The 14,823-nt window shown below is 34.4% G+C and carries 18 protein-coding genes; 13 read left to right on the forward strand and 5 right to left on the reverse strand.

The window, feature by feature from the left end:
• Positions 1-376: 376 nt before the first annotated feature.
• From nrdI to ACUL40_RS26900, 9 genes are all read left to right on the forward strand, one after another.
• Positions 377-736, forward strand: coding sequence for a class Ib ribonucleoside-diphosphate reductase assembly flavoprotein NrdI (gene nrdI / locus ACUL40_RS26860; protein ID WP_000959447.1), 360 nt, complete (start codon positions 377-379; stop codon positions 734-736).
• A complete protein-coding gene (nrdE, locus tag ACUL40_RS26865) occupies positions 723-2,807 on the forward strand; it encodes a class 1b ribonucleoside-diphosphate reductase subunit alpha (RefSeq protein ID WP_001215839.1) in 2,085 nt (694 codons plus the stop codon). The genes nrdI and nrdE overlap by 14 nt, the downstream gene beginning before the upstream one ends.
• Positions 2,808-2,888: 81 nt before the next feature.
• Entirely contained in the window at positions 2,889-3,857 is a 969-nt protein-coding gene (gene nrdF / locus ACUL40_RS26870) for a class 1b ribonucleoside-diphosphate reductase subunit beta (protein WP_001203029.1), read from the forward strand.
• A 216-nt stretch (positions 3,858-4,073) separates the two neighbouring features.
• Positions 4,074-4,454: a GntR family transcriptional regulator gene (locus tag ACUL40_RS26875; RefSeq protein WP_000687512.1), complete on the forward strand. Its 381-nt coding sequence runs from the start codon at positions 4,074-4,076 to the stop codon at positions 4,452-4,454.
• Positions 4,451-5,149 carry an ABC transporter ATP-binding protein gene (locus ACUL40_RS26880; RefSeq protein ID WP_000137738.1) on the forward strand — a complete coding sequence of 233 codons (699 nt, stop codon included), beginning with the start codon at positions 4,451-4,453 and terminating at the stop codon, positions 5,147-5,149. Before ACUL40_RS26875 ends, ACUL40_RS26880 begins: the two co-directional genes overlap by 4 nt.
• Positions 5,146-5,937, forward strand: coding sequence for an ABC transporter permease (locus tag ACUL40_RS26885; RefSeq protein WP_000080432.1), 792 nt, complete (start codon positions 5,146-5,148; stop codon positions 5,935-5,937). The genes ACUL40_RS26880 and ACUL40_RS26885 overlap by 4 nt, the downstream gene beginning before the upstream one ends.
• Positions 5,938-5,951: 14 nt before the next feature.
• Positions 5,952-6,854 (forward strand): ABC transporter ATP-binding protein, encoded by a 903-nt coding sequence (locus ACUL40_RS26890; RefSeq protein WP_000528788.1) that lies wholly within the window; start codon positions 5,952-5,954, stop codon positions 6,852-6,854.
• Positions 6,854-7,630 carry an ABC transporter permease gene (locus tag ACUL40_RS26895; RefSeq protein WP_445422673.1) on the forward strand — a complete coding sequence of 259 codons (777 nt, stop codon included), beginning with the start codon at positions 6,854-6,856 and terminating at the stop codon, positions 7,628-7,630. The genes ACUL40_RS26890 and ACUL40_RS26895 overlap by 1 nt, the downstream gene beginning before the upstream one ends.
• A 202-nt stretch (positions 7,631-7,832) precedes the next feature.
• Positions 7,833-8,846: a CPBP family intramembrane glutamic endopeptidase gene (locus ACUL40_RS26900; RefSeq protein ID WP_000558808.1), complete on the forward strand. Its 1,014-nt coding sequence runs from the start codon at positions 7,833-7,835 to the stop codon at positions 8,844-8,846.
• 28 nt (positions 8,847-8,874) lie between these two features.
• Here ACUL40_RS26900 and ACUL40_RS26905 read toward each other — a convergent pair whose 3' ends face one another.
• Together ACUL40_RS26905 and ACUL40_RS26910 are read right to left on the reverse strand one after the other, a co-directional pair.
• Positions 8,875-9,057, reverse strand: coding sequence for a DUF3913 family protein (locus ACUL40_RS26905; RefSeq protein ID WP_000707107.1), 183 nt, complete (start codon positions 9,055-9,057; stop codon positions 8,875-8,877).
• A gap of 100 nt (positions 9,058-9,157) precedes the next feature.
• Positions 9,158-9,610: an Lrp/AsnC family transcriptional regulator gene (locus ACUL40_RS26910; protein WP_001175498.1), complete on the reverse strand. Its 453-nt coding sequence runs from the start codon at positions 9,608-9,610 to the stop codon at positions 9,158-9,160.
• A gap of 126 nt (positions 9,611-9,736) precedes the next feature.
• Here ACUL40_RS26910 and ACUL40_RS26915 point away from each other — a divergent pair, with 126 nt between their 5' ends.
• From ACUL40_RS26915 to ACUL40_RS26925, 3 genes are all read left to right on the forward strand, one after another.
• Positions 9,737-10,147 (forward strand): carboxymuconolactone decarboxylase family protein, encoded by a 411-nt coding sequence (locus ACUL40_RS26915; protein ID WP_000439756.1) that lies wholly within the window; start codon positions 9,737-9,739, stop codon positions 10,145-10,147.
• 10 nt (positions 10,148-10,157) lie between these two features.
• A complete protein-coding gene (locus ACUL40_RS26920; protein ID WP_000184427.1) occupies positions 10,158-10,712 on the forward strand; it encodes a cysteine hydrolase family protein in 555 nt (184 codons plus the stop codon).
• A gap of 86 nt (positions 10,713-10,798) precedes the next feature.
• Positions 10,799-11,197, forward strand: coding sequence for an SseB family protein (locus ACUL40_RS26925; protein WP_000435265.1), 399 nt, complete (start codon positions 10,799-10,801; stop codon positions 11,195-11,197).
• A 33-nt stretch (positions 11,198-11,230) separates the two neighbouring features.
• On the opposite strand, the gene ACUL40_RS26930 is transcribed toward ACUL40_RS26925, so the two are convergent.
• Positions 11,231-12,151, reverse strand: a complete 921-nt coding sequence (locus ACUL40_RS26930; RefSeq protein WP_000640079.1) for a S66 peptidase family protein — start codon at positions 12,149-12,151, stop codon at positions 11,231-11,233.
• A gap of 115 nt (positions 12,152-12,266) precedes the next feature.
• Here ACUL40_RS26930 and ACUL40_RS26935 point away from each other — a divergent pair, with 115 nt between their 5' ends.
• Complete coding sequence (locus ACUL40_RS26935; RefSeq protein WP_000495279.1) at positions 12,267-13,355, forward strand: NAD(P)H-dependent flavin oxidoreductase; 1,089 nt, start codon at positions 12,267-12,269, stop codon at positions 13,353-13,355.
• A gap of 21 nt (positions 13,356-13,376) precedes the next feature.
• Here the strand turns inward: ACUL40_RS26935 and dltD are convergent, their stop codons facing one another.
• Positions 13,377-14,552 carry a D-alanyl-lipoteichoic acid biosynthesis protein DltD gene (gene dltD / locus ACUL40_RS26940; protein ID WP_001030268.1) on the reverse strand — a complete coding sequence of 392 codons (1,176 nt, stop codon included), beginning with the start codon at positions 14,550-14,552 and terminating at the stop codon, positions 13,377-13,379.
• Positions 14,549-14,788: a D-alanine--poly(phosphoribitol) ligase subunit DltC gene (gene dltC, locus ACUL40_RS26945; protein WP_000807310.1), complete on the reverse strand. Its 240-nt coding sequence runs from the start codon at positions 14,786-14,788 to the stop codon at positions 14,549-14,551. Before dltC ends, dltD begins: the two co-directional genes overlap by 4 nt.
• Positions 14,789-14,823 lie beyond the last annotated feature (35 nt).

Raw genomic sequence — 14,823 nt, forward strand, 5'->3', positions numbered from 1 at the left:
AATAAGGTAAATTTGATAAATGTAATCGTTTTTTAGAGCAGATTATAGTTTCATATCTGTTCTTTTTTGCGTGATGCTGGAGAAATATATTTCTTCAGCATCTAACGTTTTATGACAAAATATATTGTTAACTTTTTTAAAAATAAGGTTAAATTCGTTGACAACTTTTTTGAAAAGCACTTTATTGACATGAGTTTTAGAATGTTGTTTCATAGTCATTGTATTGAAAAAAAACGGCTATCATGTCGAAAAGTAAAAGTTAAAAAAAGAAAGAATTTATACATATATCTTGTGTCTTATTTTGAAACGTAATACAATATATAGAGAAATCAAGAACAACATATAGAGAATATAGATTTGAGAGGGAGGGTCGGAAATGTTAGTTGCATATGATTCTATGACAGGAAACGTGAAGCGTTTCATTCACAAATTAAATATGCCGGCCGTTCAAATTGATGAAGATCTAGTAATAGATGAAGACTTTATTCTTATTACGTATACAACAGGTTTTGGCAATGTACCAGAACGTGTTTTAGACTTTTTAGAGCGCAATAATGAAAAATTAAAAGGCGTATCTGCAAGCGGCAATCGTAACTGGGGAGACATGTTCGGTGCAAGTGCTGACAAGATTTCTACTAAATATGAAGTGCCTATTGTATCAAAATTTGAGTTATCTGGAACAAATAACGATGTAGAATATTTTAAGGAAAGGGTGCGGGAGATTGCGACACATTGAACTGAATAATGAAATCACGCAAATGCAGGACGGTTTTTATCAGCTTCATAAAGATAAAGAGGCATTAGAAGTCTTTATGGAAGAAGCTAGAGAGAATACCGTTCCTTTTAATAGCGTGGCAGAGCGAATGGAGTATATGAAAGAACATGATTACTATTACAACGTTCTGGACGAGTATAGCTTGGAGGAAGTAGAGGAAGTATATAACATCGCTTATGGTGAAAACTTCGAGTTCCAATCTTATATGGCAGCATCTAAGTTCTACAAAGATTATGCGTTAAAAACGAATGATCAAAAACAATACTTAGAAAGCTATGAAGATCGTGTAGCAATTGTTTCATTATACTTAGGACGCGGTGATGTTTCGAAGGCAAGACAATTCGCAAGCATGATTGTAAAACAAAACTACCAACCAGCGACACCAACCTTTTTAAATGCGGGAAGAAGCAGAAGAGGAGAAATGGTGTCTTGTTTCTTGTTAGAGATGGACGATAGCTTAAATTCGATCGGCTTTAACATTAATACTGCGATGCAATTATCGAAAATCGGCGGGGGAGTAGCTTTAAACTTATCTAAGCTACGCGCACGCGGTGAGCAAATTAAAGGTATCGACAACGCTGCAAGTGGCGTAGTACCTGTTATGAAATTGCTTGAAGATTCGTTTTCATATGCGAATCAGCTTGGCCAACGAAAAGGTGCCGGTGCAGTATATTTAAACATTTTCCATTGGGATATTATTGAATTCCTTGATACAAAAAAAATAAATGCCGATGAGAAGAGCCGTATTCAGTCTCTATCAATCGGAATTATCGTTCCAAGTAAGTTCTTTGAGCTTGCTGAGAAAAACGAACCTTTCCATGTTTTCGCGCCTTACACGGTGTATAAAGAATACGGAAAGCATTTAGATGACATTGATATCGATGAAATGTACGATGAATTAATGAGCAATCCGAAAGTGAAGAAGAAGCCACTAGATATTAGTGCACGTGATATGCTTATTAAAATCGCTATGATTCAGCTTGAGTCTGGTTACCCATACTTAATGTTTAAATCAAATGCAAATAATCAACATCCATTGAAGGATATTGGAACTGTGAAGATGTCGAACTTATGTACAGAAATCTTCCAGCTTCAAGAAACTTCAGAAATAAATGATTACGGTACAGATGACATTATCCGTCGTGATATTAACTGTAACTTAGGATCGTTAAATATCGTAAACGTAATGGAAAATAAAGAAATTCGTGAAGCAGTTCATGCGGGAATGGAAGCTTTAACAGCTGTTTCTGATATGACGATTATTCCGAATGCACCAACTGTGAAAAAAGCAAATGACGAGCTTCATTCAGTTGGACTTGGAGCAATGAACTTACACGGATATTTAGCAAAAAATAAAATCGCTTATGAAAGTGCAGAAGCGAAAGAATTCGCTCGTACATTCTTTATGATGTTAAATTACTACTCTATTGAGAAAAGTATGGAAATCGCTACAGAAAAAGGCGAGACATTTAAGGACTTCGATAAATCTGATTATGCGAATGGCACATACTTCGAAAAGTATGAAACGACAGATTACAGCCCAGTAACTGAAAAAGTTCAGCAACTATTTGAAGGAATTCATATTCCAACAAAAGAAGATTGGACAAGTTTAAAAGAGCAAGTGCAGAAGAATGGTTTATACAACTCATATCGTCTTGCCATTGCTCCAACACAATCAATCAGTTACGTTCAAAATGCAACTTCAAGCGTAATGCCGATCGTAAGTCAAATCGAATCAAGAACATATGCGAATGCGACAACATATTATCCAATGCCGTATTTATCAAAAGATACGTTCTGGTACTATAAATCTTCTTACGATATGAATCAGTTTAAATTAATTGATTTAATCGCAGAAATTCAAGAACATATTGACCAAGGAATTAGTACAATTCTTTACGTTAATAGTGATATTTCAACACGTGAATTAGCACGTTACTACATCTATGCACATAAAAAAGGCTTAAAGAGTCTGTATTATACGAGAACACGTAAATTAAGCGTGGAAGAGTGTGTGGCTTGTACCGTTTAATATAAAAAGTGAGACATGATGAGCAGGGTTTTCTGAACCCTGCTCATGCTTAGTTATCATATTTAGAGAAGGGGCGATTTAATGCGTGCGGTAAACTGGAACAAAAAAGAAGATGATTTTAGTTTAATGTTTTGGAAGCAAAACATCGCTCAGTTTTGGACAGAAGAAGAAATTGCGGTTTCGTCTGACAAAAATACTTGGGTGCAATTATCGAAAGAAGAGCAAATTGCTTATAAGCGTGTATTAGGTGGTTTAACACTTTTAGATACGAAACAAGGTGGCGAAGGAATGCCACTTGTACTGGTTCATCTTGAAAATTTACAAGCGAAAAGTGTATTAGCTTTCATGGGAGCTATGGAAGAAGTACATGCGAAAAGTTATAGTCACATTTTCACAACATTAGCTACAGAAGAAGAGATTGATGATATTTTTGACTGGGTAGACAATCATCCGTTACTTGAGAAAAAAGCTGGTATTATTACTAGTTACTATCGTCGTTTATTAAAGCCTGAAGTAACAAAAAAAGAGTTATACATGGCAATGGTAGCAAGTGTGTTCTTAGAAAGTTACTTATTCTATAGCGGATTCTTCTATCCACTTTACTTAGCTGGTCAAGGAAAACTAACAGCAAGTGGTGAGATTATCAACTTGATAATTCGTGATGAGTCAATTCACGGCGTATTCGTCGGTATTTTAGCACAACAAATCTTCGCAGAACTTTCTGCAGAAGAGCAACAAGAAGTGCAAAAAGAAACACAAGAGTTATTAATGGAACTATATGAAATTGAAATGGCCTATACAGAAGAAATTTACACTTCTATCGGTCTTGTAGAAGATGTAAATCGTTTCGTTCGTTACAATGCGAATAAAGGGCTTATGAACTTAGGACTTGAGCCGAAGTTTGAAGAAGAAGAAATTAACCCAATCGTTTTAAATGGTTTACGTACAGATACGAAAAACCATGATTTCTTCTCTGTAAAAGGAAATGGTTACGTAAAAGCAACGAACGTTGAAAAGTTAGCTGACGATGACTTCGTGTTTAACTTTTAATATAGGATTATAAAGAAAAACTGTCTTATTCATTGATAAGACAGTTTTTCTTTATAATTTTGTTTACATAACACTATTATTTTTGTATAGCGATTTATATTTGGGAAGTTCTATTCGTTTAACGGATAGAACTTTTTTGTAATTAAATGGGTATTTACAAACTTTTTGTATCGGTGTATTATTTAACTAGTACACTGATACAAAAGGAGGGAAGAAATGAAAATAGAGTTTTCTCCAAATACACCAATTTACATTCAGGTAATGGAATACATAAAAAAAGAGATCGTAACAGGACATTTATTACCTGGTGATAAAATTCCCTCTGTCCGTGAATTAGCGAGTGAATTACAAGTGAATCCAAATACGATTCAGCGTACATTTCAAGAGCTAGAACGGGATGGAGTTGTTGTCACACGTAGAGGAATGGGACGGTATGTAACGAATGAAGGGGAGAAAATTATGGAGCTGCGAAAAGAGATGGCGAAAGAATTACTTCATTCTTTTATAGATGGAATGGACAATTTAGGTTTTTCAGAAGAAGAAATTCTTACAATTCTTCGTTCTTCATTACATGATAAGAGGGAGGAGAGCCAATGACAGAGCTATTGAAAATAGAAAACTTATGGAAGAGATACGGATTAAAAGCAGTGATCCGTGAATTAAACATAGAGATTACGGAAGGGAAAATCGTTGGGCTTGTTGGAGATAACGGGAGCGGGAAAACGACGTTATTGAAAATGATTGCAGGCTTGCAACACCCTTCTGAAGGTAGTATTACAATAGACGGTAAAAAGGTAGGGTTACAGACGAAAGAAATTGTTTCATTTATGTCCGATAAGCCAATCTTTGATGATTGGATGACTGTAAAAGACGCTTTATTTTTCTACCGAGATTTTTATAAAGACTTCGATATTCAAAAAGCGGTAGATACGATTGCAGAATTTAAAATACCGTTAGAAGAAAAAATTACAGCATTGTCAAAAGGTATGGTTGAGAAGCTGCAGATTATTTTAACGTTTTCTCGAAAAGCGAAGCTATATGTACTGGATGAGCCATTGGGCGGGATTGATCTTGTTTCTAGAGAACATGTACTTGAGTTAATACTTAAATTTTATCGTGAAGATTGTACGCTACTTATATCGACTCATTTAATAAGAGAAATCGAAAATATATTCGATGAAGTAATCTTTTTGAAAGATGGAGAAATAATATTGCATGAAAATGTGGAAGAACTACGATTTCAAAAGGGTAAAGCAGTACATGAGCTGTTTAAGGAGGCCTATGAGAAATGAGTCAGCTTTTTCTTTATCTATATAATTGTAATAAGAGAAAGATAGCCATTATTTACTTTGGTTTTATTACAGTTTCATTAATTCTTTTATTTAATATGAAAGGAGTTTCAGGAGTTAGAATTTCAGGTAGGCAAGATATAATTATTATTATATTCTTTATCGTACTAGGTATAAATGGATTTGCAATTCTTTTAACAGGTATATCGTCTTTTCGGAAAATGTTAAAAAACTCTATGCTACGTTATACTTCTATTTCAGCAAAAAAGTATATATGTGCAAATAGTTTATTCTGTGTACTACTCTTTATGATTTTGCTAGGAATAGGAATCATTTTTCTATACTATTTTTCTTTAAATATTTACAATGGAAAAACTAATTTAGGTATTCAGCAAGCAATACACAGTTTATATAATTATGGAATATTACATCATATGTTATCTATTTTCTTATGGGGACTAGATTTTCTTAATATGCTAGTTTCTATTTATTTCATTATAGTAATTGTAAAACTATTAAATGTGAAATCATCTATGAATAAAGTTGCTTGTTTAGTTTTATTCGTCATTTTTACCGCATTTAATGGAGGAATAACGTATATTTTTCAGCAAATAGAAAAGTATGTGTTTGCTATAAATAATATTGGATTTATAGATCAAAATGGTTTTTTAAATACATCATTTTATTCTGGTACAGAGGTTACAATTTTAAATCTATTTTTTAATTGTTTATTAACAATTATATTACTAGTAGTTACAGGTCACATAGTCGATAAAAAACTAGAAGTCTAAAGGAGGAATCAGCATTGGGAAACGTAGTAGTAAAGTTAGAGAATGTTCGAAAAAAGATTGGTGGAACGGAAATTATTCGTGGTTTATCATTTGAGGTTCGTGAAGGAGAAGTATACGGATTCCTTGGACCGAACGGTAGCGGTAAGACGACGACGATCCGTATGATGACAGGTCTTATTTCAATGACAGAGGGCGATATTACAATTTGTGGACATAGTATTCGCTCGGAGCGTGAAAAGGCACTAGAGCAAATTGGAGCGATTGTAGAAAATCCTGAACTATATGATTATATGACAGGAATGCAAAACTTAAAGCATTTTGCGAACATGGCCATTACACCAATTAGTAAAGAGCGCATTGCTGAGATTGTAAAGCTTGTTGAGTTAGAGCATGCGATTCATAAAAAGGTGAAAACATATTCACTTGGTATGAAACAACGTTTAGGAATTGCACAGGCATTACTGCATCAGCCGAAAATCTTAATTTTAGATGAACCGACAAATGGATTAGATCCAGCTGGTATTCGCCAAATTCGTGATTATTTACAACGTTTAGCGAAAGAAGAGAATATTGCTGTAATCGTATCAAGTCACTTATTGAGTGAAATTGAATTAATGTGTGATCGCGTCGTTATTATTAAACAAGGTGAGTTTGTACAAGAGTACAACTTACATGAAAAAGTGAAACATGATGAGGCAGTCGTTGTAGCGTTTGAAGTAGATGAAGTTCAGAAAGCAAATGAAATCATTAAAGGTAAAGCAAAAGGGAATGTAATTGTAGCATCTGTAACAAAAGACAACATTCCGCAACTTGTAAAAAAACTTGTTCATGCTGATGTGCTTGTATACGGAGTTACTGTTCAAAATAAAACGTTAGAGGATGAGTTCTTAGCGATTACTGGGGGAGTGAAAGCGTAATGTTTAAATTAATTCAAAATGAATTTTTAAAGTTGCATGCGAAAAAAGGTATGTATATTTTAATGGGTGTCATTGCGGCACTCGAAATTTTAGGTACTTTAGCAATGTTGAAGTGGGGAAAAGGTGATGAGTTTAAGGGATCATATTTAGATTATGCAAACTCAGAGATTGGCTTAATTGTTTTATTTACAACGATTTTTGGGATTACACTTGCTGCCCGTACTCTTACTGATGAGTTCCAAAAAGGTACAATTAAACAATTGTTAATCCGTCCAAGAAAAAGACTTGCAGTTTTATTTTCTAAATATATTACAGTGTTATTAGCAATGTTATTTATCGTATTAGCTGGTATGCTAATTGCAATGATTATTGGCGGTATTGTAATGGATGGTAGTAAAACAGAATTAACATTAGGAATCGTTATGAAGTCCACTTTATATCAACTACTTTCACCGTTCTTTTTTGCAACACTTGCATTTTTCCTAGCAAATGTCTTTAGAAAATCTGTATTACCATTAATTATTACGATGTTCCTATTCTTCTTACAAGGTGCAATTAATATGGTATTAATAATGTTTGCAAAAGGTGTAGCGAAGTTTGTAGTATTCAACCATTTGGATTTAAGAGCTTACGATAGTAATAAATTAATCAATGGTGGAATGGAACCAACATTTACAGAATTTACGTTTACAACTTCATTATTACTTGTAGCTGCATACTTTGTTGTGTTACTTGTAGCATTAAGTGCATTATTCCAAAAACGTGACGTATTATAATAAAAGAAATCCCCGCTTGTAAAAACGGGGATTTTTATTACATAAATTTCACTTGGATTGCAACTTGAAGAACAGCGATATGGTATTTTAAGAGCTATGTTGTTTGAAAGTAATTGAGAAAAATAGGAAGAGTTTCAACTATATTCATATTATAATGTAGTTATCCGACCATTTACTTTTACTATCTTTGGAGGTGTTCTATATGCACTATGCATTTTCACGTATAAGGCTACGTAGCTTTTTTGGATGGATGATTATAGGGGTGTTCCTTATAATGATACCATTAGGTCTAGCAAATGTTTCTGAGAATACGATGGAGGTTATTTCACAAATAACTGTATTTTTTGTATTTCCGTTACTTTGGCTATACGTAAAAACAAATAAAAATAATATTGTATTTAACAGTTTTTTTGATAAGCCAGGACGTTTATCTTGGGGATTAATTGTATTAGCAACGATAATGGGGATGATTTTTTCAGTTGGCATATCTCAGATTCAATTTTACATATTAGCACATACGTTACCGAATTTCTTAGTTACTATGCTAGAAGACGGAAATGTTATTAATACGAGTAACGTATATATGACGATATTTACTTTCATTTCAGCATGTGTGTTAGCACCTATTATGGAAGAGGTTATTTTTAGGGGATTTTTCTTACAGCGAATGGCTCATAAATGGGGAATTAAAAAAGCTGTAATTATATCTTCAATTATTTTTGGCCTAGGACATTTTGATGTTATTGGTGCGTTCATGTTTGGTGTCGTTATGTGTCTTTTATACATAAAGACAAAAAATATATGGACGAATATAGCTGTGCACGCTCTAAATAATTTGATTGCAACAAGTATGCAATTTTTCGGTGGAGAAGAAAGTGGTACAATCTCAATTACTGAATTACAAGCGCAAAGTAATTTATGGATTGGTATCGGTCTTACAGTTGTTGGATTACTATGGTTAATTCCGTATGTTTGGAAACAATGGCGTACAGTAAAAGAAGTTGGCGTGCCACCAGTACGTTTTATAAATGAGCAAAAAGTAGTGAATTCATCACAAGAAAATGAAGTGTATAGTCAAGTGATCGTAACCGATAGATTGATGGCCATAGAGTTACCAGATGAGGCTGTAAATAAGCTTCGGTTAGAAGAAAATGATTATGTAACAGTAGCTGTAGAAGAAGATAAAATCGTTATAAAGAAAGCACATAATAGATAATTAAAAAGTAGCTCTTAGGAGCTACTTTTTAATTTGTAATAATTTCTACACGAAAATTATTACCGTTCTTTACATATTTAATATCTGTAACAGTGCGGACTGTCTTTAAAATCTCCACTTTTTCACCAATTCGCGGGATGGTCGGAACATTGTCCCAAATACCAAGCAAGTCATCTAATTGTGCCGTTTTTTCATAAAACCAGATTTTCAATGTAAAGCCCCTTTCTCGAATATTATGTATTTTAATACATAATATATTATTTTTATTCTTATTGTAAGGGGTTTTTTTATAATTTATGAATAAAAATAAATTAATCTTCTGGGAAGATATGTTCAATATCAGGAGTAAGAGATACTTCTGATAATACGATATGAGAAACTGTCGTTGCATATGAAGAAACATCATTGATAAATTCTTCAAGTTCAACGAGTGAAGGAACAGAAATTTTTACAATGTAGCATAAGCTTCCTGTTACTCGGTAACAAAAACTTGCAGATGGATAAGACTGAATAAACTGTTGCATACGTGTTGTATCACCATTTTTTAAAGTGATTTCTAAAATACAATCTAAAACTAGTCCTGCTTTTTTATAGTCGATATCGATTGTATATTTTTGAATAACGCCTTCACTTTCAAGTTTACGAACACGTTCTGCAGTAGACGGAGCAGATAAGTTTACTCGTTTCGCCAATTCACGCATAGAAAGGCGACTATCATTATATAATTCATTTAAAATTTTTCGATCAACACGGTCTAGTTGCATTTGTAAATATACCTCCAGTAAAATAATGATTTTTGTAAAGGGAAAATATAAATTAAGATTCATATGAAATGTAAAGTGAACGTTATTTATTTTACAATAAAACAGAAGGAAATAGGAGGGGAAATGATGGAGAGAATTTCATTATCAAATGTAGGAGATACAAAGTTTCAAAAGTTATTAGGGCATAATTCGGATATATTACACTCGTGGAGTACGTTAGAAGATACACTGTACAATAAAGGAACTCTTTCAGCAGAGTTGAAGGAGCAAGTGAGAAGAACATTAGCGTATGGGAATGAATGTCCGTACTGTATGGCAAAGGGAAGACCTGATGATGTGCAAAAGGCAGAGGAGATTGGTGTAGCTGTTACTTTTGCGCATACATTTGTTCATGACCGAAAAGCAATAGATGATACTATGTTTCACGCTTTAAAACAATATTGGACAGAAAAAGAAATTGTAGAGCTTTGCGCCTATGTTTGCTTTATTACTGCGTCACAACAACTTGGTTTTCTATTTCAATTACAGCCAAATTAAGGGGGAAATGATGACAAATCAAATAGCACTTATCATAATCGATGTACAAAAGGCATTTCAATTACCAGATTGGGGCGAGAGAAATAATATTTTTGCTGAAGAAAACATGAGAATTTTGTTAGAAGAATGGAGAAAAAGGGAACGACCAGTTTTTCATATTCAACATGTAAATAAAGAAAATGCTCAGTCAATGTTTTATGAGAGAGCGGAAACGGTAAACTTTAAAGAAGAAGTGCAACCACTACTTGATGAAGTGGTTATTCAGAAATTCGTTAACAGCGCGTTCATTGGGACAAATTTAGAAGAGCAATTAAGAAAGAACAAATGTAATGCAGTAGTGGTTGTAGGATTAACGACAAATCATTGCGTGGAAACTACGACACGAATGGCAGGGAATTTAGGATTTACAACATATTTAGTGAGTGATGCAACGGCTACTTTTAACCGTAAAGGTTTAGATGGTAAGGAGTATAGTGCAGAGGATATTCACAATATGACACTTGTAAATTTACATGAAGAGTTTGCTACGATTGTGACGACAAAAGAAGTGTTAAAATTATTTTAAGAAAATAATTGCGAATTATGTAGAAAAAAATAAGAATATTTCGTATAATCTAAGTACAATCATTTTGAAAATAGGGGTGGCATCATATGGAGCAAATTTCAGTAAAGAAATTAGAAGAGGTACTTGTTGTAGCAGGGGATGATAAACAGAAGCAAAAGGAATTTTATGAATTGCTCTTATCTACTGAGTTTTATGTTGCTGGTTCACTAGAAGCAGAGGACGGGGCAACAGAAGGAATACTTCGTTTGCGTCATTTCCAAGGAGAAGGTAGATGGATCGTTCCGTTCTTTACACAAATGGAATTTGTAAAAGATGTGTTGCCAGAAGGAACGCCCCTTATTACGATACGTGGGAAAGAGTTATTTGGTAGCATTGAGAAAGATGCTACAGCTGTATTAAATGTTGGCACTGATATAAGTAAAACATTTATTCCAGAAGAAATTGCAGATATCGCATCTGGACGAATTTTTAATTATTATAAGTAAAAGGAAAAGCGTAATCGCTTTTCCTTTTACTTTTTAATTTGAATATGAAGTGGCTATACCAGAAGAAATAGAGACTGTTTTATTATTCGTGTTTATTGTCGCTGTAGCTCCAAGTGGAATACCGATGTTTGGACTTATATGTCCAATTGGTAAATCGAATAGGACAGGTATATGATATGGCGCGAAATATTCATATAATATTGTTTGCAATGATTGAGAGGGCTTTGAAGGAGTGCAGTCGTGACAACTTGTGAAAATAACGCCCCTGCATTCATTAAACTTTCCAGATAAAAGTAGCTGATTTAACATACGGTCAATGCGGTACGGTTCTTCACCAATGTCTTCAAGTAATAAAAGTGTATTGTTCGTAATTATCTCGTAGGGCGAGCCAATTATACTTGTTAACACAGCTAAATTTCCTCCAACTAACGTACTTGTAACTGTACTGTGAGAGCTAGGTACGATACATTCTGATGCAGATAAAATGGTTGAATACGGATGGAATAGCTGATTAAAAGAGGATAAAGATAGGGAATCAATACCTTTTCCTAGTTCTTCAATCATCGGACCATGAAATGTTATAAGCTTTGCATAACGTGAAACAGCAGTATGTAAAGCTGTAATATCGCTATATCCCCAAAAGATTTTTGGATTTTGCCTAATAACTTCATATTGAATGTGAGGAAGAAGACGAGCACTTCCATAACCACCTCGTGCACAAAAAATTGCCTTCACTTCATTATTTGTAAATGCTTCATGTATATCGTCAAGCCGAACTTGATCACTTCCGGCTAAAAATCCATATTTCTCGTAAACACTCTTCCCGATTATTACGGATAACCCCATCTCTTGTAATACATTCACACCTTTTAATACACTTTCGATTGTAGGTGGACCAGATGGTGCAATAATCATTACTGTATCACCTTGTTTTAATGCATTTGGATAAATCATTAAGCTCAGCCTCCTTCTCTTTCAATATATTCGCTTCATATGAAGTTCAACCCTTGCAAAAGCAGGGGAAAGCTTATCAAATAAAGAAGATATAAAGGAAATAGGAGGGGAAATGATGTTTACAAGTCGAGTAACAGACATATTAAAAATTGAGTATCCCGTTGTTCAAGCCGGTATGGCAGGCGCGATTACGACGCCAGAACTTGTTGCAGCAGTAAGTAATAGTGGAGGATTAGGGACGCTTGGAGCCGGCTATATGAGCCCAGAACAAATTCGTGAAGCGATTTATAGAATAAGAGAACTAACAGATAAGCCTTTCGGTGTTAATTTACTTGTAACGAAAGAGATAGAAATAGAAGAAGAGAAGGTAAATGAGGCGAAAGTATTACTAAGCGGAGTGAATAGAGAATTAGGTATAGAAGTAGAAGGAACGTTAAAGCTTCCAAAAAGCTATAAGGAACAATTACAAGTGCTATTAGATGAAAAAGTACCGGTCGTTAGCTTTGCATTTCAAACGTTAGAAAAAGAAGAAATAAATGATTTAAAAAGAAGTGGAATAAAAGTTATCGGAACAGCTACCCATGTGAAGGAAGCGAAAGTACTTGCTGAACTAGGAGTAGATATTATTATTGGGCAAGGTAGCGAAGCAGGAGGGCATAGAGGAACGTTTATTGGGAAAGAACGAGATGCTATGATTGGTACTTTTGCGTTAATACCTCAGTTAGTAGGGGTTATTCCGCATATCCCAATTGTCGCAGCAGGTGGTGTAATGAACGGACAAGGGCTTGTTGCGGCATTGGCACTAGGAGCAGAAGGTGTTCAAATGGGATCAGCCTTTTTAACAAGTGAAGAGAGTATTACGCACGATGTGTATAAAGAAGCGGTTTTACATAGTACAGATACGAGCACAACTGTAACTCGTGCGTTTTCCGGGAAATATGCACGCGGTATTCGGAATGAATTTATAGAAAGACATGAAGGAAAAGAAGAAGGGCTTCCGGTATATCCAGTGCAAAACGTATTAACTTCTAAAATACGCCAAGAGGCAGCGAAGCAAAATAAGGAAGAATATATGTCACTTTGGGCAGGACAGGCAGCATCATTGGCACGAATCGAATCAGCTCAGCATGTAGTGGAGCGAGTTATGAAAGAAGCGGCGAATGCAATCGAGCAATTACAAAATATATACAAAAAGACCACTTGAGTAATTCAAGCGGTCTTTTCGTTAGTTTGCTTTATAAAATTGTTGGATGGCTTCGTCGATGTAAACCCAGCCTTTCCAACCTAAGTGCATATGATCTTTTAAGAAGTATTTATCGTATTCATGATTTGAGAAGTCGGCAATTGGATAACCAGCTTTTTCAATTTGCTCATGAACTTTCTTATAGTATGCTTCGCGGCGTTCTTTCGGGAAGCCAGCGTAGTCGTACCAAGGACCTTTGACAGGAACAGAAATGAAGAGTGGTTTTGCACCAGATTGTTTTAATAAATCAAGTACAATTTGTAAATCTTCATATTCTGGCGATTGGTCATAAGCATCATTTTTTAAGTAACCTTCACGTTGCTTTAATTTTTTCTTAATTTTGCTATTGAAGTAACCATCTTCGATACCATATTCATTAGATCCAGATTCTGCTGCACCTGTTTGATCCGCATGTTTACGAGCCTCTTCCCAGTTCATTTGTTTTAATGAAGGATCGAGCTTCTCTTTGTGCGGTTTAATATTAAACATAGCTGTAAATAAATCTTTACGATCTAAAATGTTACGATAAATATAAGCGAAAGGTTTAGCAGCAAGTGCTTTTACTTTATACTTCGTATCATCATAAGCGATACCTTCAAGCGAAATTTTTAATAAAGTTTCTTTTTTTACAATCTCAAAGTTTAATAAACGCTTTGCAATTTGTTTTTTCATTTCAGGTTTTAAATCATTGTTGAAAATGAAGTGGTAACCTTGTTGTTTTGAAAAGTTAGGTGCAAAGTGCGTTTCGTCAATACCTTGTGGTACAAACCATTGCGGAGAAAGAACGAATACCATTTTCTTATCTTTCAATTGATCCATTGTAGATGCGAAGTTTAATACATGTACAAGGTCTTGTGTTCCGCCGCGTCCAAGAAGGAATGGCGTAAATCCTTCAGGCTTTACTTTAAAATAATTAGATGGATGGAAAGCATCCATACGTGCGAATTCCGATGAACCGTACATCGGAAGATATTTTGGATCTGCTAACATCTTTTGCTGTAAAATCATACTTTGAATTTTTTCTTCTTTTAAAGAAGTAGCAGCTTGTTCTACTTTTTCATCACTTAAAAGTGGAAGTAGGAAGCGCGTTGGAATAAGTAAGAATACAGCAAAAAGGGCCAATGCTAAAAGCATCGGACCAAATTTTGCTTTGTTCATCGGATTTCTTCCAACTTTTTAATAACCATGTTTGGTGTAGCCCACTCGTCACGGTCAAAATCAGAAATAGAAACTTCAATATCTAAACGCTCTTGGAATTCAACTAATAAAGATACTACAGCGAAAGAATCAAGGATACCTTCTTCAAATAATTGAACATCTAAGTTTTCTTTCACAATATCGTTTTCACATACTTCTTCTAAAATATCTAATACTTGCTCTTTGAATTCTGCCATTTTTAAAATCTCCTTTATATCCGAAATATATTATA

This window comes from Bacillus sp. KNSH39, assembly GCF_052656585.1.